Below are 22363 nucleotides of genomic sequence, written 5' to 3' on the forward strand. Positions count from 1 at the left end.
ATGCAAGATTTTTTTAAGAAAAAGTTAGAGCTTACTTACTGAATTTACTGATTATTAGTAAAAACTAACTAAAAAGTATTAAAAAAAATACAATATTCACGAGTAAAAGGCCTATTTTGGAGCAAATTTTCTATTTACAAGGATTTAAGTTTATGATATATTATTACCGTAATAAATTTTATAAAATATAATTGTTAAAATTAGTTGACGCTAACTTAAGGAGGTTAATATGTTTTTACTTAATGGTTTTGGATGGAAGAAGTTCGGTTTATTTGCAGCAGGTACACTTTTCGGTACAGCAGGAATTAAGTTGCTTTCAAGCAAGGATGCTAAGAAAGCTTATGCACAGGGAACAGCGGCAGTACTTCGTATGAAGGAGTGTGTAATGGATACAGTTTCATGTGTACAGGAGAATGCAAGTGATATTTTAGCAGAAGCTAAGGATATCAACGAGGAGCGTGCAGCAAAGGAAGCTGAAGGAAACATCGAAGAGTAATTTCTCTTATCAGTAATATATAGTTTTTAGTATAAGGAAGAGTCTGACTCTTCCTTAAGTTATAAAAAGATGTAGAGGGATAAAAAGTGAATTGTAAAATTTTACACGAGTCAAAAAGAAGAATGCGTGTGCGCATGGCTCAAAAAAGAATGTCGGTAAAAGAAGCTGATATGCTTCAATATTATTTGGAAGGCTTTGAATTTATCAGAAAAGCCGTTGTATATGAAAGAACCTGCGATGTCGCTATTTATTATAAGGAAAATAAAAGAGACGCAGTTATAAATAAACTTAAGAAATTTGATTATAATAATACAGCCTTGCTTGAGAGTATGCCAAGTACTTCAGGCAGACAGATAACAAGAGATTTTCAGGAGAAGATGGTGGGAATGCTCATGTTCACAGGCGTGAGAAAAATGTTCTTCCCAAACATCATCAACAATATTTATACAATTGTTAAGGCTGTTCCATATATTTATAAAGGCCTTAAATGTTTGTTTAAGTTAAAATTTGAGGTTGATTTGCTTGATGCATTGTCTATAGGAATATCTATTGCACAGGGCAATTTCTCAACAGCCGGATCACTTATGCTTTTGCTTGGTGTAGGTAATGAGCTTGAAGATTGGACACATAAGAAGTCTGTAGACGATCTTGCAAGAAGTATGTCATTAAATGTAGATAAGGTATGGCTTGTAACAGATGACGGTGAAGTTTCCGTTCCTATTTCACAGATTCAATCAGGTGATACCATCAGAGTTCATACAGGAAATATAGTGCCTGTTGACGGAGAGATGGTAAGTGGAGAGGCTATGTTAAATCAGGCATCTCTTACAGGTGAATCCGTACCGGTAGAAAAGAGAGCCGGATCAAGAGTATATGCAGGAACTGTTGTAGAAGAGGGAGAATGTCTCTTAAAGGTGGCCGCAACTACAGGACAGAGCAGATACGATAAGATTGTATCAATGATTGAGGAGAGCGAAAAGCTTAAATCAAATACCGAAAATATGGCAAACAGACTTGCAGACAGACTTGTACCATATTCATTGCTTGCAACAGGACTTACATATCTGTTCACAAGAAATGTAACAAGAGCATTGTCTGTTCTTATGGTGGATTTCTCATGTGCATTGAAGCTTTCTATGCCTCTTGCAGTACTTTCGGCAATGAGAGAGGCCGGAAATGACAAGATTACCGTAAAGGGCGGAAAGTTTATGGAGGCAATTGCCAATGCAGATACTATAGTATTTGATAAGACAGGTACACTTACATATGCATGCCCTAAGGTACAAAGAATTATCGGCATTGACGGAGATGATGAGAATCAGCTCTTAAAGATTGCCGCATGCCTTGAGGAGCATTATCCTCACTCAATAGCAAATGCTGTAGTAAAAGAGGCTAAAGACAGAAAGATTCGTCATAAAGAGATGCATTCCGAGGTGCAGTATGTAGTTGCACACGGTATTGCAAGTAAAATAGAAGGTGACAAGGTTGTAATAGGAAGCTATCATTTTGTAATTGAAGATGAGAAGGCACAGCTTAGTGAAGATGCAAAGAAGAAGCTTGCAGAGCTTGACCACAGATATTCGCATCTGTTTATGGCTATTGCAGGAAGACTTGCAGCCATTATTGAGATTGCAGATCCTCTAAGAGCCGAAGCAAAGGATGTTTTAAAGAAATTAAAGGCTCTTGGAATCAAAAAGACAGTTATGATGACAGGAGATAATATCCATACGGCCGAAGCTATTGCAAAAGAGGTAGGAGTAGATAAATTCTACGCTGAAGTATTGCCTGAGGATAAGGCAAGCTACGTGGAAAAAGAAAAGGCAAAGGGAAGAACCGTAATAATGATCGGTGACGGTATAAACGATTCACCTGCATTATCGGCTGCAGACTGCGGTATTGCCATAAGTGAAGGTGCCGCAATTGCCAGAGAGATAGCGGATGTATGTATATCTGCCGATGATTTAAACGATCTTGTAAGATTAAAAGAACTTTCAAATAAGCTTACAAGAAGAGTTCGCTCAAACTTCAGATTTATTATGGGATTTAACGGTTCATTAATAGGTCTGGGCATTTTGGGAATACTTGCTCCGGGAACATCATCACTGCTTCACAATTTGTCAACTGTAGGTATATCACTTTCAAGTATGACAAATCTTTTGCCGGAGAATTAATAAAAACCAAATTTAATATATTCGGACATCTTTTGATGTCCGATTTTTACAAAGATAACCAAAAGAGTCGCAAGCATTTGATAATTGCGACATCTTTAGGTATAATATCAGCATAAACAGTAAGCAGGAATTTATTAAAGAAGGAGGTAATTATGGTTATACAGGAAGCTGCCGAGATGTATCTGGAGACAATACTCAGTTTAAAGAAAAAGACGGGAGTTGTAAGGGCAGTTGACATTGCAAGAGAAATGGGATATTCAAAGCCGACTATAAGTGAGCAGATGAAAAAGTTCAGAGAAAACGGCTATGTTGAAGTTGACAATGAAGGACATATCACATTGACTGAAAAGGGCTTGGAGATTGCTGAATCTACACTTGAAAGACATATCACATTAGGTGAAATTTTACAAAAGATGGGTGTAAGCAAGGAAACAGCGATAGAAGATGCCTGCAGAATAGAACACTATATCAGTGAAGAGACATTTGAATGTTTTAAGGAATATTTTAAGAATAAATAGTCTAAAGAAAAAGCCTATAGATCCGTGACGGATTTATGGGCTTTTGTCAAAAAAATATCTAAATGTATTTTATCAGATACTTTATTGAAAAATATTTATTTACACTGTAAACTTAACCCGATTTATATTAAGTTAGTTGGAAGTAAGAGGTAAAATATGGGATTACATATAGTAAATGAGGCCAATAAATGTCTGCAATGTAAAAAGCCGCTTTGCAGCAGTCATTGTCCTATAACAACATCAATACCGCAGGTTATATCACTTTTTAAAGAAGGAAAGATAATGGAGGCCGGAGAAATTCTCTTTGATAACAATCCTTTATCTTTGGTTTGCTCAATAGTTTGTGACCATGAAGCTCAATGCCTCGGTAATTGTATAATGAACAGAAAAAATAATCCGGTAAGGTTTTGTGATATAGAAAAGTTTATATCGGACTTTTATCTGGACAGAATGGAATTTGTAAAAAAGCCGAGAAAGAATGTGATGGTCGCAGTCATAGGCGGCGGTCCTGCAGGCATGACTGTAGCGATTAAGATGATAAAAGAAGGCTATGATGTAACTATTTTTGATGAAAAGAATACAATAGGCGGAGTGCTTCAGTACGGTATTCCTGATTTCAGATTGCCGAAGTCTTTAATGCAAAGATACTATGACAAGATGGAAAAAATGGGAATAAAGATAAGAAACAATACCGCAGTAGGCGGAGCCTTGGAGATAAAGGATCTTTTCAGAGACGGCTACAAGGCTGTATTTGTAGGTACTGGAGTGTGGAGAGCAAAGACTTTGGGTATTGCAGGTGAGAGTATGCCGAATGTACATTTCAGTGTAGATTACTTGGCAAATCCTGACGGACATAAGCTTGGAGACAGCGTTGCGATAATCGGAATGGGAAATGCCGCAATGGATGTGGCAAGAACGGCACTTAGAAGAGGTTCAAGAACGGTAAAGCTCTATGCCAGAAGCAAGAGAGTTGCAGCAAACTCCGTAGAGGTGGAGGCGGCCAAATATGAAGGAGCCGAGTTTATATTCGGTAAGGCTATTGAAGCCATTACATATGACGGTCCTGTATTTAAGACTGCAATATTTGATGAAGAAGATAATGTTATCGGCTATGAAAAAGAACTCGACTATGTAGATGCAGATTCTACAATCATATCTGTAAGTAACGGACCTAAGAATAAACTTGTTCTTACAACAGACGGACTTAGAGCATCGGATAAGGGGCTTTTGATAGTTGATGAAAACTGCATGACAACGGTTGAAGGTGTTTTTGCGGCAGGTGATGTGGTTCACGGCTCAAAAACAGTAGTTGATGCAGTCGCTCAGGCAAAGGTTGCTGTAGAAGGTATGCTCAATTATTTGGAAAATTTATAAATAAAATAAACTGAGACCTTGACAAAGGTAAAATCAAGTAATATTATATTGTGCATAAACGAAGAAGAGAAAAGTAGCATATGTGGAAATTACAGAGAGAGTTGGAGGCTGAGAGCAACTTATGGAAGTATATGTGAAGACCGTCTCGGAGTGGCTTTAATACAGCACGTTGATTACGTTATAATCAAATGAGGGATATATTTATATATCTGAATTAAGGTGGAACCGCGTCAATCGCCCTTAAACGAAAGTTTAGGGGCGATTTTTTTATTGGAAATGGAGGAAATATGAAGATAACATTAAAAGACGGCTCAGTAAAAGAATATGAGAGCAAAAAAAGTATTATTGATATTGCCAAGGACATCAGTGAGGGTTTGGCAAGAAATGTTGTTGCCGGTGAAGTAAACGGTGTTATGCATGATTTAAGAGATGAAATTGATAGTGATTGTGAGCTCAATCTTATTACATTAAAGGATAGGGAGGCACTCTCCGTTATAAGACATTCAGCATCACATGTACTTGCTGAAGCTGTAAAAAGAGTTTTCCCGGATGCCAAGCTTGCTATCGGACCAAGCATTGCGGAAGGATTTTACTATGATTTTGACCATGAGCCTTTCTCAAGAGAAGATCTTGACAAGCTTGAGGCCGAAATGAAGAAGGTTATAAAAGAAGGTGCTCATATAGAGAAATTTGAGCTTCCAAGAGAAGAAGCCATCAAGTTTATGGAAGAAAGACAAGAGCCATATAAGGTAGAACTTATAAAAGATTTGCCTGAGGGTGAGAAGATATCTTTCTATAAGCAGGGAGATTTCACAGATCTTTGTGCAGGACCTCATCTTCAAAGAACAAAGGATATAAAGGCTTTTAAGCTTATATCATCATCAATGGCATATTGGAGAGGTGATTCAAACAAGGCAAAGCTTCAAAGAATATACGGTACAGCCTATAATTCAAAAGAGGAGCTTGAGGCACATTTAAAACATCTTGAAGATATTAAGCTTAGAGATCATAACAAGCTTGGAAGAGAAATGGAACTCTTTACAACTGTAGATGTAGTGGGTCAGGGACTTCCTCTTATGTTACCGAAGGGTACAAAGATGATTCAGAAACTCCAAAGATGGATTGAGGATCTTGAGGATAATGAGTGGGGCTATGTAAGAACAAAGACTCCCCTTATGGCAAAGTCGGATCTTTATAAGATTTCAGGACACTGGGATCACTATCAGGACGGTATGTTTATTTTGGGAGATCCTCAGCATGACGGAGAGATTCTTGCACTAAGACCAATGACATGTCCGTTCCAGTATTATGTATACAAGAATACTCAAAAGTCATACAGAGATCTTCCATATCGTATGGGTGAGACTTCAACACTTTTCAGAAATGAAGATTCGGGAGAGATGCACGGACTTACAAGAGTAAGACAGTTTACTATTTCCGAAGGCCACAATGTAATAAGACCGGATCAGGCTGAAGAAGAGCTTCAAAGCTGTCTTAACCTTGCAATATATGTACTTGAAACACTGGGTCTCAGAGATGATGTAACATTCAGACTTTCAAAGTGGGATAAGGATAATAAGGAAAAATACCTTGGAGATGAGGCATATTGGGAAGGTACACAGGCGGCACTTAGAAATATACTGGTAGAAAAGGGACTTCCTTTTACAGAGGCTGACGGTGAGGCTGCATTCTACGGTCCTAAGATTGATATTCAGGCAAAGAATGTTTACGGCAAAGAGGATACAATGATTACAATTCAGCTTGATGCCGCTATTGCGGAAAACTTCGACCTTTATTATATCGATCAAAACGGTGCAAAGGTAAGACCTTATATTGTACACAGAACATCTCTTGGATGCTATGAGAGAACACTTGCATGGCTTATAGAAAAATATGCAGGAAAGTTCCCTACATGGTTATGCCCTGAGCAGGTAAGAATTCTTCCTATATCAGACAAGTATGCAGACTATGCAAACTCCGTTTTGAAAGAACTTAAGAAAAACGGTGTTGACGCTACTGTTGATACAAGAACTGAGAAGATAGGATTTAAGATAAGAGATGCAAGACTTTCAAGACTTCCATATATGCTTGTAGTAGGAGAGAAGGAAGAAGCTGAAGGAAGCGTATCTGTAAGAAGCAGATTTGCAGGAGATGAGGGAAGCAAAAAGCTTTCAGATTTCGTCGATATGATCTGCAAAGAGATAAGAACAAAGGAAATCAGAAAAGAAGAAGTAACTGAATAAAATGTGAATTTAAAAGATGGCAAAGATCTTTAAAAAATCTTTGCCATCTCTTTATTTTTGTTTATCAAGTGCATTTTCCAGTAAATGAAGCGGGAAAGGCGGTGAGGCCAAAGGCTTTACGGCAATCGACATCAAAAGTACAGGATTGTCGTCCGCGGCGCTTCTGTTTGTGTTAAGCTTACCGCATTTTTTACATCTGTGAACTATTGCCCATTCACCCTTATCTTTAACCCAGATGGAAATAGGCTCCATAATGCCTTTGCAATCACTTTTCCTATCCCCGGGTTCATTGTCCACATGAATGGAAGACAGGCAGTAGGGGCAATGGTTTCTGTGATGTGTGCCTGCACCTTCAGGATTTATCATCTTTCCGCAATTGGCACAGGGGAAAGATTCATTGCATGCTTCATATCTGTAGTCAGGTTCTATCTTTACGGCATTTTTCTTTTTGACTGTACCGGCTTTCTTCTGTGAGGAAGGGGCGCTGTTAAGGTTTTTTAGAGCCTCTTCCAAATCAAATTTATCTTGACTCATATTTTCTTCTCCATTGTCTATTTCTTACAATATACTTCATTTGGTTTAATCAAACAGGCACTTTGAATTGCCTAATGTGTCTGATATAATTATATTGTATAAAAGTTATATAGATACTTGTTTTTGTATTATACCCAAGAAATTTACATATGTAAAATATATTTTTACAGTGTTGATTACTATATATTTTAATGGATTTCGGATGAGTTGTAGGAGAAAAAATGAAGAAGAGATTAGTTGTTTTGGCGGCGGCTTTGTCAATGAGTATGGGACTTTCCATGTTCTCGTATGCAGGAAGTTGGCAGCATGATTCAAAGGGGACATGGTATTTGACGGATGATTACAAATATCCCGTATCGCAGTGGAAAAATATCGACGGAAACTGGTATTATTTCAATACAAAGGGATATACCTTGACAGGCTGGCAGTGGGTGGACGGTAAAGCTTATTTCTTTAATGACGGAAGAAACAGCGCCTTTCCGCAAAGTGCAATGCTAAGGAATACCAAATCACCTGACGGATATGATTTAAACGGAGAGGGTGCCTGGACACAGAACGGAATTGTAATGACAAAATCCGGACAGGCGGGACTTGATGTGGCAATGCATATCACAGGAGAGAACACAGGTGAAAGAGCGGAGCTTTTCATTAAGTTAAACGAGTACAGAAAAAGCAAGGGATTGCCTGAGATGGTGATAAGTAGTGAACTTATGGCGGCGGCACAGCAAAGAGCAAAGGAGAGTGCGGTGTCATTTGAACATACCAGACCTGACGGACAGGCTTTTTATACCGTGAACAATATAACGAATAATTATATCGGAGTATCTGAGATATTGACAATGGACAATTCATCATCTACAGATATAAAGATTACATCTTTTAAGAACTCTCCAAAGCATAATGAACTTATGCTTCAAAGTGAGGGATTTATAGAGAATGTTCCGGCATCCACAATATATGCTGGAGTCGGATATTATTACAGCAACGGATTTTATTATGTAGCAATGCTGTTCGGACATCAAAAATAAAAATTTGCCGCCATCGGTATATACTTACAGTATTATATTGACGGCGGCTTTTTTCAAATATTTACTTTTCTTAAATCGTCAAAAAATTCAGGATATGATATTTCAACACAAGCTTTATTATCAAGTTTTATTTCACCTTCTGAAATGAGTCCGAGAATAGCAAATGTCATTGCGATTCTGTGATCGTCATGAGTAGATATGGTAACATTTCCAAAAAGTTTGTTTGTTCCCTCAATCTCCATACCGTCCTCGGTTTCTACTACATTTACACCGAGTTTTGAAAGTTCCTCACACATTACCTTTATTCTGTTGGATTCTTTTACCTTAAGTTCTGCAGCATCCTTTATAATTGTTTTACCTTCAGCCAATGAAGCTATGGCGGCAAGTAAAGGCAGTTCATCTATAAGAGTCGGTATAATGTCTCCTCCTATAGTAGTTGCATGAAGCTTTGAATAGGATACTTTTATATCGGCAACAGGCTCAAACTCATCATTTGAATTGATTATTTCTATATTTGCACCCATATCTTTTAAAACTTTTATTACGCCGTCCCTTGTAGGGTTTATACCTACATTTTCAAGTATAAGTTCTGAACCCGGGACCAAAACTGCGGCAGCCATAAAAAAAGCAGCTGATGATATATCGGAAGGAACGTCTATACCGGTTGCAAAAAGTTCCTTACATGGATTTATTGTTGCGGAGGTTTTTGTCGTATTTAAATTTGCACCAAATTTTTTTAACATCAATTCGGTATGGTCTCTTGATTTTGCAGGCTCAATCACAGTAGTCGGAGAATCTGAATATAATCCTGCAAGAAGTATTGCAGATTTTACCTGCGCACTGGCAACGGGAGAGTTATATTCAATACCGTGAAGCGAGCTTCCTGTAATGGTAAGAGGTGCAAAACCGTTATTACTTTTAATATTGGCGCCCATCAATGTGAGAGGAACTATAATTCTGTTCATAGGCCTTTTTTGTATAGACTTGTCACCTGTGAGGACAGAAGTGAAGTTTTGTGCGGATAAAATACCGCTTACAAGTCTGGTTGTAGTACCGCTGTTTCCGCAGTCAAGTATTTCTCCCGGTTTACTGAGGCCGTAAAGTCCCTTTCCCTTTACTGTAACATCAGTATTATTTATTTCTATATCAATACCCATTTTTTTGAAAATTGATATTGTTGAGATGCAGTCGGCACCTGTTAAAAAACCTTTTATATTTGTAATACCCTTTGATATGGCGCCGAACATAACAGCTCTGTGAGATATTGATTTATCGCCGGGAACCCTTAATCTACCTTTTATCATATTTCCTCCGTTAAATAATTTTATAATTATATTCCTTCAATAATTTGCCTGCCATTTCACAGGAATCGGCATCATAGAAAGAAATATTTAAAGCACCTTCGCCCTTTTCTCTGTTGTGATTGATACCGATATTTTTAATACTTATAGAATTTGCGGCCAATATGGCTGAGATAACGGAAATTGCTCCCGGTTTATCCTGTATATGCACGCTTAAATCATGTTTTGAAATAATAAGTCCCTGAGAGTTTGTATCAAGAGAATTTCTGTACTCACCGGATTTTGCAAACATATTGTTGATATATGTGCTTGACTTGGAAGACAAATGTGAGTATACATCCTCTAAAGTATCTATATATTTTCTAAGCATCATATTTATAGGTTCACAATTAAGCATACATATCTGTTCCCACATAATTGGAGAAGCCGAGGCTATCCTTGTAATATCTTTAAATCCTCCTGCGGCAACTCTTTTCATTACTCCGTCATCATAGTCATTTTCACTTACCAGATTTACAAGTGTAGCCGCAATAATATGAGGCAAATGGCTTATAGTGGCAACAACTTTGTCATGCTTTTGATAATCTATTACAAAGGGAATAGCCTTTATTGATTCGATTATTCCTGAAAATACTTTTAATTTTTCGGCATTTATTTTTGAGGAAGGAGTAATCATATAATAAGCGTTTTCCAAAAGGAGTGCATCCGAAGCGTCATACCCTGTTTTTTCAGAACCTGCCATCGGATGTCCGCCTATAAAGACATCCTCAAGTTCAAGTTCTTTTGCAAGACTGTGAATTGAGGACTTTGTGGACCCCACATCCGTTATGATTGCATCCTTTCTTATATAAGGCTTTATATCTTTGAGATATTTATCATTGAACTCTACCGGAGTACATAAAAATACTATATCACAGTCTGAAAGAGTGCTGTCTATACCTTCAAGAATAATGTCGATAATCCCGTCGCTTTTACCTTTTAACAGCTCGGAACGGTTGTTTGTATAGGCATATATTATTGATTCGGGTCTGTATTTTCTTATTGCTTTGGCAATAGATCCCGCTATAAGTCCAAAGCCTATAAAAGCTATATTATTATATTGCATAATCCTCCGTCCCGACATTGCGTCAATTTTAAATATAAAAAGTCTAGTACATTTGGAGTCATTAGTCAATTACTTTTACTTTAATAATTTAAAGTGATATAGTAATATGGCTTTATTCGGACTATTTATCTTTACTAAAACAGTCTATTTATACAAAAACTTTATAAAAATATATTACGATTTAACTATAATAAAAGTGTAAATTACATTGTCTAAATTGAATATAAAACTTGAAATTTTATCGTATGTTTAGTAAAATATCTTTATCAGAAAAGTCTATTGACTAAAAAGGAGGGATACTCTTATGAAGGTTTATGAAACTAAACAGATTCGTAACGTCGTACTACTTGGCCATGGAGGCTCGGGTAAGACTATAGTGGCAGAGGCTATGAGCTTTGTTGCAGGAAATATTTCAAAGATGGGAAGTATTTCAAGCGGAAATACCATCAGCGACTATGACAAAGAAGAAATTAAAAGAGGTTTTTCCATCAGTACATCTTTGGTTCCGGTAGAATATGAAGGAGATACCGGAAGTGTAAAGATAAATCTTTTGGATACTCCGGGATATTTCGACTTCGTAGGCGAGGTGGAAGAAGCCGTATCAGCTGCAGACGCTGCCATTATTGTAGTCAATTGTAAGGCCGGAATTGAAGTAGGTACAGTAAAAGCATGGGAGTTGTGCGAAGAATACGGTTTACCGAGAATATTCTTTGTAACAAATATGGACGATGACAAGGCAAGCTATCGTGAACTGCTTTTGAAGCTTGAAACACGCTTCGGAAGAAAAGTGGCACCTTTCCATCTTCCAATCAGAGAAAATGAAAAGTTCGTGGGATTTGTAAATGTCGTAAAGATGAAGGGCAGAAGATTTACAAACCTTTCAGATTATGTAGAGTGTGAGATACCTGATTATGTTGAAGCCAACCTAAAGATTGCAAGAGAGGCCTTGATGGAGGCCGTTGCCGAGACAAGCGAAGAATACATGGAAAGATATCTTTCAGGTGAGGAATTCAGTGATGATGAAATCTCAACAGCACTCAAAGAAAATATTTGCAACGGAGATATCGTGCCTGTAATGATGGGTTCAGGAGTGGACGCACAGGGATTTAAGGCACTTATGATGGCGATTGAAAAGTATTTCCCGTCACCTGATTATAAAGAGTGTGTGGGAGTGGATGTAAGTAACGGTGAGCATTTCACAGCAAAATATAATAAAGAGGTTTCATTATCTGCAAGAGTATTTAAGACAATCGTGGATCCTTTCATAGGAAAATACTCTTTGGTCAAGGTTTGTACAGGTACACTAAAGCCTGACACTGCAATCTACAATGTAGGTAAGGAAACAGAGGAGAAATCCGGAAAGATATATGTACTGAGAGGAAAGAACGCTATAGAAGTACCTGAGCTTGTTGCCGGTGATATCGGCGCTATGGCTAAGCTTAGTGTAACAACTACAGGTGATACTATTGCATTAAAGAATGCACCTATCCTTTATCACGGACCAAAGATCTCATCACCATATACATGTATGAGATATAAGATCGTAAACAAGGGCGAAGAGGATAAACTCTCATCAGGTCTGTCAAAACTTATGGAAGAAGATTTGACATTAAAGCATATGAACGATACTTTAAACAGACAGACTCTTCTTTACGGTATAGGTGATCAACAACTTGAAATCGTAGTTAGCAAACTTTTAGATAGATATAAAGTAAAGATAGAACTTTCAAGACCTAAGGTGGCTTTCAAAGAGACGATCAGACAAAAGGTTGAGGCTGCAGGAAGATATAAGAAGCAATCAGGCGGACACGGACAGTTCGGTGATGTAAAGATGAGCTTTGAACCTTCAGGAGATCTTGAGAAGCCATATGTATTTGAGGAGACCGTATTCGGAGGTTCGGTACCTAAGAACTATTTCCCTGCAGTTGAAAAGGGAGTGGCTGAGTGCTGTATTAAGGGACCTTTGGCCGCATATCCTGTAGTAGGTGTAAAGGCTGTGCTTTTGGACGGTTCATATCACCCTGTTGATTCTTCTGAAATGGCATTTAAGATGGCTGCCACAATCGCATTCAAGGACGGATTTATGAAGGCCGCACCTGTACTTTTGGAGCCTATTTATACAGTAAGTGTAATAGTTCCGGATAAATTCACAGGTGATGTTATGGGAGATCTCAATAAGAGACGTGGTAGAGTGCTCGGTATGGAGTCAATAAATCACGGAAAACAGCTTATAAGAGCAGATGTTCCTATGTTGGAGCTTTTCGGATACAATACAGAACTTCGTTCAATGACCGGAGGTATGGGTGTATTCAGCTATGAATTTGCAAGATATGAGCAGACACCGGGAGATATCCAGAAGAAGGAAGTTGAGGCAAGAGCTTCTAAACTTGAAAATGATACGGAATAATAGATATATTTATAAGAAAATGTGTTTATTCGTAAGAAATCTTACTATAAATTTACATATTGAATAAAGTGCTTGAAAATGTTTTCATAAGGTTATATATTAGCTTCATCAAAAAACTTATATGAAAAAAGGAGATATCATATCATGCATTTACCAATAATCAAAAAAACAGTTTTATCATTAACATTAGCTTTAGGTTTAGTTTCAGGTAGTGTAGTTGCTTTTGCCGCACCTTCACAGATAATTGTTCCGGGAAAGTCTGCAGACGCTGCAAGCGCACAGGTTATTAATGAAGGAAAGATAACTCGTATTATAGGAATAGAGGGAGAGAAGGCACCTTCAGAGATTATTATACCCGGTACTTCTACAGTTGTAGTAAGATCAACAGCTTCTAATGCGACACCTTCTACAGCTACACGTTCAAACTCTACAGCATCAAGCAGCAGAGGCGGTTCATCAAGCTCATCAAGAAGCGGAAGCTCAAGAGCTGTTACTGCAACAACAGCACCTACAAACACTCCTGCTCAAAACTACGGTCCTGCACCTTCAAACACATCTGCTCCTGCAACTAATGTAGGTCCTGCAGCAGGAAACACAAATGTTTCTACTAAGGGTGATGTGACAGCAGCTAAGCGAGGAAAATTAAATGTACCTAAGACAGCTGATGCTTCAGCAATGGGACTTTATGCAGCATTACTCGGTCTTTCAACTGTAGCAGGTGCATTTGTAATCGCAACAAAGAAGAAAGAGAACTAATCTTAAGTTAAATTAAATAAGACATTTTACGGCAGGCTGTACAGTCTGCCGTTTTTGCGTTTTTTTTAATGCAATTTTGTATGTTTCTTATAAAAAACAAGAAATTGATAAAAAAATAACAATATACCTTTATTTTATTTTTTAAATATAGTATTATATCATTGCTCAGTATAGAAGACGGTTTTAGAAATACTGAAACTATTGTTACTATAAACGGAAAATTTTTTTAGTGGAGGAAAATTGTGAGAGGTGTTGAAACAAGAATTCAGGAAATAAGACATAGAATCTTTAGAGAAGTTGCCAGAATGGCTTATCACACAGAGTGGCCGGTAGATAAAAGAATAGAGGAGCTTCCTTATAAGATTATTCCCGGTGAAGTGGGAAATTTTAGAAATAATGTTTTCCTGGAAAGAGCTATAGTAGGTGAGAGGCTCAGACTTGCTATGGGATTGCCTTACAGAAGTGCGGCTAATCATGCTCCTTTGTCTGAGGGTATAGAGCTTGCGGATAAGGCGGAGACATATTATACACCACCGTTAATTAATATAATTAAATTTGCATGTCATGGTTGTGTTGAAAAGAGAGTATATGTAACTAACGGTTGTCAGGGATGCTTGGCACATCCATGTTCGGAGGTTTGTCCTACAGGTGCCGTAAAGATAGACAAAGAGAGCGGCTTCTCAAGTATCAATCAGGAAAAGTGTATCAAATGCGGAAGATGTGCAAATGTTTGCGCATATAATGCAATCATTATTCAGACAAGACCTTGTGCGGCTTCATGCGGTATGGATGCAATATCTTCAGATGAAAACGGTAAAGCCGATATTGACTACGATAAATGTGTATCATGTGGACAGTGCCTTGTAAATTGTCCTTTCGGCGCAATTTCAGATAAATCACAGATTTTCCAGACTATCAGAGCTATTCAGTCGGGAGACAGAGTATATGCGGCTATTGCTCCTGCTTTCGTAGGCCAGTTCGGTCCGAAGGTTACTCCCGGAAAACTTCGTGCGGCAATGAAAGCGCTCGGATTTGCCGATGTATTTGAGGTTGCTATCGGTGCCGATCTTTGTGCCACACAAGAGGCATTTGACTTCCTTGATGAAGTGCCTGAGAAATTACCTTTTATGGGTACATCATGTTGTCCTTCGTGGTCATTGATGGCAAAGAAAGTGTTCCCGGATCAGGCTGAATGTATATCAATGGCACTTACACCTATGACACTTACGGCAAGACTTATAAAGAAACAGCATCCGGACGGAAAAGTGGTATTTATCGGACCATGTTCCGCAAAGAAGCTTGAGGCTATGTGGACAGAGGTAAGAAGTGAAGTGGACTTTGTGCTTACATTTGAAGAGATGGCCGGAATATTTGATGCAAAACATATAGATATTGAAAATCTTGAAGAAGATCCGAACGGTGTCAACGATGCATCTACAGACGGAAGAAACTTTGCGGTATCCGGAGGAGTTGCAAAGGCGGTTGTAGGAGTTATTAAGAGTCAGTATCCTGACAGAGAAGTAAATGTAATGAATGCGGAAGGCCTTGCAGATTGCAAAAAGATGATGACAATGGCCAAAGCAGGAAAGTATCCGGGATATCTTCTTGAAGGAATGGCATGTCCGGGAGGCTGCGTGGCAGGACCGGGAACAATGCAGAATATCAAGAAATCTCAAGGTGCGGTAAATCAGTATGCGGCTAAGGCAACACATGGTATTGCTATTGAGACTGAATCTGTAAAAGAGCTTGATAAGTTGGTTAAATAATTAAATATAATAAAAATTATTGGCACTCATATTAGGTGAGTGCCAATTTTTTATTGACTTTTATATTTTCATGGTTATAATAGTTATAGCAAAGCAAATAATATATTTGCAAATTTATTAGAGAGGTGATGAAATGAAAAAGGGAAACTTATCAATAAACAGTGAAAACATATTTCCGATTATAAAGAAATGGTTGTATTCAGATCATGATATATTTGTAAGAGAATTGATTTCAAATGCAACAGATGCTATAACAAAGTTGAAAAAATTAAGCCTTGCAGGAGAGTTTACAAAGCCTGAAGGAGATGAATATAAGATAAATGTAGAAGTCAGCCCTAAACAAAAACTTATTCGTTTTATAGATAACGGTATAGGTATGACTGAAGAAGAGGTGGAAAAGTATATAAATCAGATTGCCTTTTCAGGTGCTGTGGATTTTATAGAAAAATATAAGGATAAGACAAATGAAGAGCAGATAATAGGTCATTTCGGTCTTGGATTTTACTCCGCATTCATGGTAGCGGATAAAGTAAGCATTGATACTCTTTCATACAAAGAAGGCGCAAAGCCTATACATTGGGTAAGTGACGGCGGTCTTGAGTTTGAGATGGGAGAAGGCAACAGAGCTTCGAGAGGAACTGCTATTACATTATACCTTAATGATAACTGCCATGAGTTTGCAAACGAGTTCAGAGTAAGAGAGATACTTAACAAGTACTGTTCATTTATGCCTGTAGAGATATTCTTAAAGGATATCGATGCCGAGGAAGCTACTGAAATTATAGAAAAGGATGAGCTTTTAGAAAGCGATACCGTAATAGAGACTATAATTGAGCCTGCAAAGACAGAGGAAAAAGAAAAAGAAGACGGTACTAAGGAAGAGGTTGAAATAGAGCCTGCAAAGGAAAAGATAAAGATTAGAAAGCGTCCTGTAGCGCTAAATGATATACATCCGCTTTGGACAAAGCATCCGAATGAGTGTAGTGATGAGGAATATATCGAGTTTTACAGAAAAGTCTTTATGGATTATAAGGAGCCGCTTTTCTGGATTCATTTAAATATGGATTATCCTTTTAACTTAAAAGGAATTTTATACTTCCCTAAGATAAACACGGAGTATGATTCTATAGAGGGAACTATAAAACTTTACAATAATCAGGTATTTATAGCAGATAATATAAAAGAGGTTATTCCGGAGTTCTTATTACTGTTAAAAGGTGTAATAGACAGTGCGGACATTCCGCTTAATGTTTCAAGATCTGCATTGCAAAATGACGGTTCTGTAAGAAAAATCTCTGAATATATTGCAAAGAAAGTTGCAGATAAGCTTTCAGGTATGTGCAAGACAGAGAGAGATAAGTATGAGAAATACTGGGATGATATCGCACCGTTTATAAAGTACGGTTATCTTAAAGACGAGAAGTTCGGTAAAAAGGTAGAAGATTATATATTATTTAAAAATATAAATGATAAATACCTTACATTAAACGAGCTTGTTGATGAAAGTAAAAATTCCGAAGATAAGGTTGAAACTTCTGTAGATGAGAATATTGAGAACTCCGAAGAGAAAAAAGAGGTTGAAAAAACTCAGATATTCTATGTAAATGATGTAAAAGAGCAGAGCCAGTATGTAAATATCTTTAAGTCTGCCGGAAAGGATGCTGTAGTATTGCCACACAGCATTGATGTACCTTTTATCTCAACTCTTGAGATGAAAAGAGATAATGTAAAATTCCTTAGAATAGATTCCGATATGACGGATGATATGAGAAGTGAGGAGGTAGCTGAAGATACAAAGGCTTCATATGATGCATTATCTGAAAAGGTAAAGACCGCTCTTCACAATGACAGATTGAAAGTTTCTGTACAGCTTTTAAAGAGCGATGATATTTCTTCAGTAATCACAATATCTGAAGAGAGCAGAAGAATGCAGGAGATGATGAAGCAGTACGGAATGATGGGTATGGATCCTTCAATGTTTGGAGGAGAGGGAGAGACTTTGGTTCTCAATGCAAATCATCCGCTTGTAAAGGAACTTCTTGAAAACAATCATGAAGAGTTGTTTGACATGATCTGTGAACAGTTGTATGATCTGGCTTCAATATCACACAGTCCGCTTTCACCTGAGAGAATGAGTGCATTTATAAAGAGAAGCAATGAGCTTATGCTTAAGTTAAAATAATAAAATAAAAAAGACTGCTACTTAAAGATTGAGAAATCTTAAGGGCAGTCTTTTTTGATTTAAAAATATTATTCGATACCTACCATTACCGAAGTAGCCTTGATAACGGCATAAGCTTCTTTACCTACGGCAAGTTCAAGCTCTTTTACAGCATTCTTTGAGATTGTAGCGGAAACTACACCAAGCTTTGTCTCGACAGCTACGATATCATTAACAGCACCTTCCTCAATGCTCTTTACAACACCTTTGAACTTGTTTCTTGCAGAAATTTTTGGAAGCTCTGTAGCAACCATAACCTCTGTAGCCTTGATAACAGCGATTGCGGCAGCTCCGTCCTTTAATCCGAGCTCCTTGATAGCATTAACAGAAATAGTAGCTGAAACAGCCTCTCCGTTTACTTCAATAGTAACGATGCCGTTAACAGCACCTTCATTTACATTCTTTACAATTCCTTTGAATTGATTTCTTGCACTTAATTTCATTGTGTAAAAACCTCTCGTCAAAAATATTTTGCTTAAATAGATTAAGCAATACTACAGATTCTAGCATAAATTTAAAATATAGCAAGCGGTATTTATAGAGGTGGGGTTGGAATAGACTTGATGGTGTGTAGTTGATTTGATTTTCAATAATAATATTTATTAAATGAAAATAATCACTTGTTCTATAAAAAACACTAAAGGACAGCTGTTACAATTATACCAAATATAAAAATATGTATTTTTATATTGACATTTAAATAAAAATTTTAGAAAATATTTATAGTATATAATCGTGGTTAATTTTAAGTTGCAACTGAATAAAAGAGTTTAAATTGGGATAAAAAATGAAGAATATTAAAAAATACTTAGTCATATTACTGTTTTTTTTAGTGCTTTGGATTGTTTATCTTACGTTTATTAATTGGAAGTGTAGGATAATAATTAAAGACAATGTTTTTATAGGTATAAAAAGTGGAATTACTGAAAAAAAAGAAGATTTAAAAGTAGTGGAAATACCGGATGGAGTAAATGAAATTGGAATTTTTGCTTTTGCAGACTGCATGAATTTAGAGATGGTTACATTATCCGACGGAATTAAAGAAATTGAAATGGGAGCTTTTTATAATTGCCCAAATTTAAAAGATATCAAATTACCTGAAAGATTAGAAGTTATACGAAATGGTGCATTTTTAAAATGTAAATCATTAACAGAAATAGATATTCCCGGTGATGTTAGAGTAATAGAGGAAGGTGCATTTTCAGAATGTAGTTCTCTGACAAACGTACAGCTACCCAATACTATAACTGAAATAAAAGAAAAAACATTTAGTGATTGTATAAATCTTAAGAGCATATATTTACCGGATAGTTTAAAGATTGTAGGTGCCTCTGCCTTTTATAATTGCAGCAGTTTATCTACAGTGAGAATGTCAGAAGGAATTGAAAGAGTAGAAGAAAATGCGTTTTGGGGAACAGAATTCTTAAAAAGCGGAATGGCTGATGAATATGGATCTGTATACCTTGGAAAAGTGCTTTTATATAATAAAGGTTTAAATAGTACTGTCATAGTTAAAGATTCTACAAAGGTAATTGCAAGTGCTGTATTTATAAATAATTCCAGGTTAAGAGAGATTGAACTTCCTGAAGGAATAATTGAAATTGGAGATAATTGTTTTGAGAATTGTACGGCATTGAAAAAGATAAATATTAAAGAAGGGCTGAAAAGAATCGGAATAAATGCCTTTGCTCATTCAGGTTTGGAAGAAGTTAAATTGCCTGAAAGTATAATTGAAATTGGCAATGGAGCATTTAATAATTGCAAGGACTTGTATGATATTAATTTACCCTCAGAGATAGAAAGCATTGCCGGGTATAGTCTTGAAAATACTAAGTATTTAAATAATATAAAACCGGATGAATACGGATGTAAGTATGTAGATAATATACTTTTAACTTCTGAAAATAATGAAAGTTCAATAATCCGTATTAAAGCAGGAACCAGGTTAATTGGGGCACAGGCTTTTAGAAATAGAAAAGATATTGAAGAAGTCTATATCCCTAAAAGTGTAGAGACAATATGTGCAGAGGCATTTTTTCAATGCTCAAATTTAAGAAAAGTAGATTTTGAAGATGGTATTAAATTAAGAGAAATTCATTATTTTACATTTGTCGGGTGTGTAAAGATGGAAAATATTGATTTACCTAACAGTTTAACAGCAATATATGCATACTCGTTTGGAGATTGTTCTTTCACTAAAATAAAAATACCTGAAAATGTAGAATATCTGGATTCATTCGCTATCAGAGAATGCTATTCATTAAAGGAGATTGAATTGCCTGAGAGATTGAAGGGAGAATATCACTGGATTGAGACCGATGGAATAAAGACACCTAAACTTGTATTTTACTAGAAAACTATGTACAAGTTCTACAATAATATAAAGGGTGAACCCGAAAATTATATATTATTAAAAGAAGAGATATGAAAAATGAAAGAGCTGTGTGGGAATATATGAATAAGCGAAATGATGAAGGAGTTATATATATAAATGAACTTGACATAGTTGGACATGACAGAACAGGTCGACCCGGAAAGTTTATATATGATTATGGGAATGGAGAAAGCAAAGAAGTATCAGAGAATGTGATTAGTTTATTATATCTATTTAGAAAAAAATATAAAGATAAGTTTTAAGGAGACATTGATGATAGGGGAAAATGGTAAATTAAAGTTTAGGTGGGTTTTATGCTTCATAATATTTTCTTTAGCATTATTGATATATGGAAATCATTTACTTAAAGAAAGAGCTAAAAAATTGGAAGACATGAGAAGAACAGAGGCGGTCGAATTTATGGATGATGGCTGGAAGAAATACAGAATGATGCTGTATGCCGGTGCAAATATGGAGTATACAGATAGCGAAGGAAACATCAGAGTAATAGAAACAGAACCTGTGCTTCTAGATGTATTTGATGAAGCTATAAAACCCTATATTTTAGGTAAGACACCTTCCCTAGGCTCTTTTCGGATAACTGAAGGTAAAAGAACATCAGAATTTATACAAAACTTCAATGATAATATGAAACATGTAAAGATATGGGGTGCACATAAGAACAGGTATATATCAATTGCTGAAAATGAGGGATTGGAAGAGTTTAAAGATATAAATAGCTTTGAAGAACTGTGGGCATATATGAATAAGCGAAATGATGAAGGAGTTGTATATATTAATGAACTTGACATAGTTGGATATGACAGAACAGCACAAGACGCAAGGTTTATATATGATTATGGGAATGGAGAGAGTAAAAAACTTTCAATTAATATAGTCGAATTATTAAGTTTGTTTAGCGAAAATTATAAAGATTGGTAATAAGGAGAATTTTCGGGTTTTATAGAGGGGTAGGGTGATCATGTATATTGAAAGTATGAAAAATAAGTTATTTTTGGAAAGAAGTGAAGAGCTTTTAAAAGAGTTTCATCTGAAAAAAGATGATTATAAACAATGTATTTTTTAGGATTTGGAGGAACTTTAGTGAGAAAAAGTGCTAAATATATCATAAATTCGCCATTTTATAGCGGCTTTTGAAATAATAAGTCAATAAATGTTGAATAAAGATTGTGATGACCGGCTTGGAAACAGGAATAAAAGAGTATTATGGTGAGAAAGCGTTTATGAATAAAATCCGATTTATATCTGTAAGCATATTTTTTTTACTTGTATTAAACGGTTGTAGTATTTTTAAAAAAGGAACTTATGCAAATAAAGTTGAATATGCTATAAAATTTATAGAATATAATAAGAAATACGCAATTGATATTGATAATAATGGTAAGACGGATTCAGTAAAAGTATTTATTGATGAAGAGGGATGTACATGGGTGATGGTAAATAATCAAAAAAATGCAATAGGCTACGGTGAAGAAGGAGTAAAAAGTACAATTATAAGTGATAACAATGGGAATTATTGTATTGGCATTGCAATTCATGATGATAATGACACACGTATAAGTGAATTCTACAGATTGAATAAAGACAATATAGTATACATGTCAACTGTGGACGGATATATAAAATCTGCATATCAGGACTTGGGCTTGTATGTGGAAGATAGAAAATATATTATAGGCTTTCAAACTACAATGAGCATATATTTAATTAATTCTGATTTGAACCTTATTTCAGAAGGCAATTATCTTATAAATGATTCCAAGCATACATTAGTGAAGGAACTTAAGGCATATAAGTACAATGATAAAGCTGCCTGTTATGAAACGACTGTATATCAAAAAGGAGAGGTGCTTCATTTATACGAAACAGATATGCAACACTTAATATATTTTAAAACTGAGAATGGGGATAGAGGATATATTAATGTAACTAAAGATGATTATGAAAGTATCGCAGGTGAATTTTATATAGAGGAAGAAAGATTGGTTGATTATTTTGATGGAGAGGAAATATCATGGGAGGGATAATATTGATATAGTTTCCTGACC

At 36.2% G+C, this 22363-nt stretch carries 17 protein-coding genes, 1 pseudogene and 1 other annotated feature; of the genes and pseudogenes, 14 read left to right on the plus strand and 4 right to left on the minus strand.

The annotated features are described in order from the left end of the window. Nucleotides 1–229: 229 nt before the first annotated feature. From HMPREF1135_RS01740 to thrS, 5 genes are all read left to right on the plus strand, one after another. Nucleotides 230–496 carry a DUF6110 family protein gene (locus HMPREF1135_RS01740; protein ID WP_007591321.1) on the plus strand — a complete coding sequence of 89 codons (267 nt, stop codon included), beginning with the start codon at nt 230–232 and terminating at the stop codon, nt 494–496. Between the two features lie 134 nt (nt 497–630). After that, nucleotides 631–2667: a heavy metal translocating P-type ATPase gene (locus HMPREF1135_RS01745; protein ID WP_051007193.1), complete on the plus strand. Its 2037-nt coding sequence runs from the start codon at nt 631–633 to the stop codon at nt 2665–2667. Nucleotides 2668–2819: 152 nt separating this feature from the next. Beyond that, on the plus strand, nt 2820–3185 hold the full coding sequence (locus HMPREF1135_RS01750; protein WP_007591325.1) for a metal-dependent transcriptional regulator: 366 nt from the start codon (nt 2820–2822) through the stop codon (nt 3183–3185). Nucleotides 3186–3341: 156 nt separating this feature from the next. After that, nucleotides 3342–4559 (plus strand): FAD-dependent oxidoreductase, encoded by a 1218-nt coding sequence (locus HMPREF1135_RS01755; RefSeq protein WP_007591327.1) that lies wholly within the window; start codon nt 3342–3344, stop codon nt 4557–4559. Between the two features lie 52 nt (nt 4560–4611). Next, nucleotides 4612–4804, plus strand: a binding site (T-box leader). A gap of 42 nt (nt 4805–4846) precedes the next feature. Continuing rightward, nucleotides 4847–6802, plus strand: coding sequence for a threonine--tRNA ligase (gene thrS / locus HMPREF1135_RS01760; RefSeq protein WP_007591330.1), 1956 nt, complete (start codon nt 4847–4849; stop codon nt 6800–6802). A gap of 51 nt (nt 6803–6853) precedes the next feature. Here thrS and HMPREF1135_RS01765 read toward each other — a convergent pair whose 3' ends face one another. Next, nucleotides 6854–7336 (minus strand): RNHCP domain-containing protein, encoded by a 483-nt coding sequence (locus tag HMPREF1135_RS01765; RefSeq protein ID WP_007591332.1) that lies wholly within the window; start codon nt 7334–7336, stop codon nt 6854–6856. A gap of 221 nt (nt 7337–7557) precedes the next feature. Here HMPREF1135_RS01765 and HMPREF1135_RS01770 point away from each other — a divergent pair, with 221 nt between their 5' ends. Next, the gene (locus tag HMPREF1135_RS01770; protein ID WP_007591333.1) at nt 7558–8364 is read left to right on the plus strand and encodes a CAP domain-containing protein; all 807 of its coding nucleotides are present in this window, start codon (nt 7558–7560) and stop codon (nt 8362–8364) included. Nucleotides 8365–8417: 53 nt separating this feature from the next. On the opposite strand, the gene aroA is transcribed toward HMPREF1135_RS01770, so the two are convergent. Next, on the minus strand, nt 8418–9668 hold the full coding sequence (aroA, locus tag HMPREF1135_RS01775; protein WP_007591334.1) for a 3-phosphoshikimate 1-carboxyvinyltransferase: 1251 nt from the start codon (nt 9666–9668) through the stop codon (nt 8418–8420). Between the two features lie 10 nt (nt 9669–9678). Next, on the minus strand, nt 9679–10770 hold the full coding sequence (locus HMPREF1135_RS01780; protein WP_007591335.1) for a prephenate dehydrogenase: 1092 nt from the start codon (nt 10768–10770) through the stop codon (nt 9679–9681). A 304-nt stretch (nt 10771–11074) separates the two neighbouring features. Here HMPREF1135_RS01780 and HMPREF1135_RS01785 point away from each other — a divergent pair, with 304 nt between their 5' ends. The 4 genes from HMPREF1135_RS01785 to htpG all read left to right on the plus strand — a co-directional run bounded on the left by HMPREF1135_RS01785 (nt 11075) and on the right by htpG (nt 17881). Next, on the plus strand, nt 11075–13177 hold the full coding sequence (locus HMPREF1135_RS01785) for an elongation factor G (protein ID WP_007591336.1): 2103 nt from the start codon (nt 11075–11077) through the stop codon (nt 13175–13177). Nucleotides 13178–13321: 144 nt separating this feature from the next. Continuing rightward, a complete protein-coding gene (locus HMPREF1135_RS01790; RefSeq protein ID WP_007591338.1) occupies nt 13322–13933 on the plus strand; it encodes a sortase B protein-sorting domain-containing protein in 612 nt (203 codons plus the stop codon). 242 nt (nt 13934–14175) lie between these two features. Next, complete coding sequence (locus HMPREF1135_RS01795) at nt 14176–15699, plus strand: 4Fe-4S dicluster domain-containing protein (RefSeq protein WP_007591340.1); 1524 nt, start codon at nt 14176–14178, stop codon at nt 15697–15699. A 133-nt stretch (nt 15700–15832) separates the two neighbouring features. Next, nucleotides 15833–17881, plus strand: a complete 2049-nt coding sequence (gene htpG / locus HMPREF1135_RS01800) for a molecular chaperone HtpG (RefSeq protein ID WP_007591342.1) — start codon at nt 15833–15835, stop codon at nt 17879–17881. Nucleotides 17882–17949: 68 nt separating this feature from the next. Here htpG and HMPREF1135_RS01805 read toward each other — a convergent pair whose 3' ends face one another. Beyond that, entirely contained in the window at nt 17950–18363 is a 414-nt protein-coding gene (locus HMPREF1135_RS01805) for a TOBE domain-containing protein (protein WP_007591344.1), read from the minus strand. A gap of 344 nt (nt 18364–18707) precedes the next feature. Here HMPREF1135_RS01805 and HMPREF1135_RS01810 point away from each other — a divergent pair, with 344 nt between their 5' ends. The 4 genes and pseudogenes from HMPREF1135_RS01810 to HMPREF1135_RS01825 all read left to right on the plus strand — a co-directional run bounded on the left by HMPREF1135_RS01810 (nt 18708) and on the right by HMPREF1135_RS01825 (nt 22342). After that, nucleotides 18708–20273 carry a leucine-rich repeat domain-containing protein gene (locus tag HMPREF1135_RS01810; protein WP_007591347.1) on the plus strand — a complete coding sequence of 522 codons (1566 nt, stop codon included), beginning with the start codon at nt 18708–18710 and terminating at the stop codon, nt 20271–20273. An 89-nt stretch (nt 20274–20362) separates the two neighbouring features. Continuing rightward, nucleotides 20363–20557: pseudogene (locus HMPREF1135_RS01815) on the plus strand (hypothetical protein); the annotation flags it as partial. 10 nt (nt 20558–20567) lie between these two features. Then, complete coding sequence (locus HMPREF1135_RS01820) at nt 20568–21236, plus strand: hypothetical protein (RefSeq protein WP_007591351.1); 669 nt, start codon at nt 20568–20570, stop codon at nt 21234–21236. 251 nt (nt 21237–21487) lie between these two features. Beyond that, on the plus strand, nt 21488–22342 hold the full coding sequence (locus HMPREF1135_RS01825; protein ID WP_007591355.1) for a hypothetical protein: 855 nt from the start codon (nt 21488–21490) through the stop codon (nt 22340–22342). The last annotated feature ends 21 nt before the right edge of the window (nt 22343–22363 follow it).

The sequence above is a fragment of the Lachnoanaerobaculum sp. OBRC5-5 genome, from assembly GCF_000296385.1.
GTDB lineage: Bacteria > Bacillota > Clostridia > Lachnospirales > Lachnospiraceae > Lachnoanaerobaculum.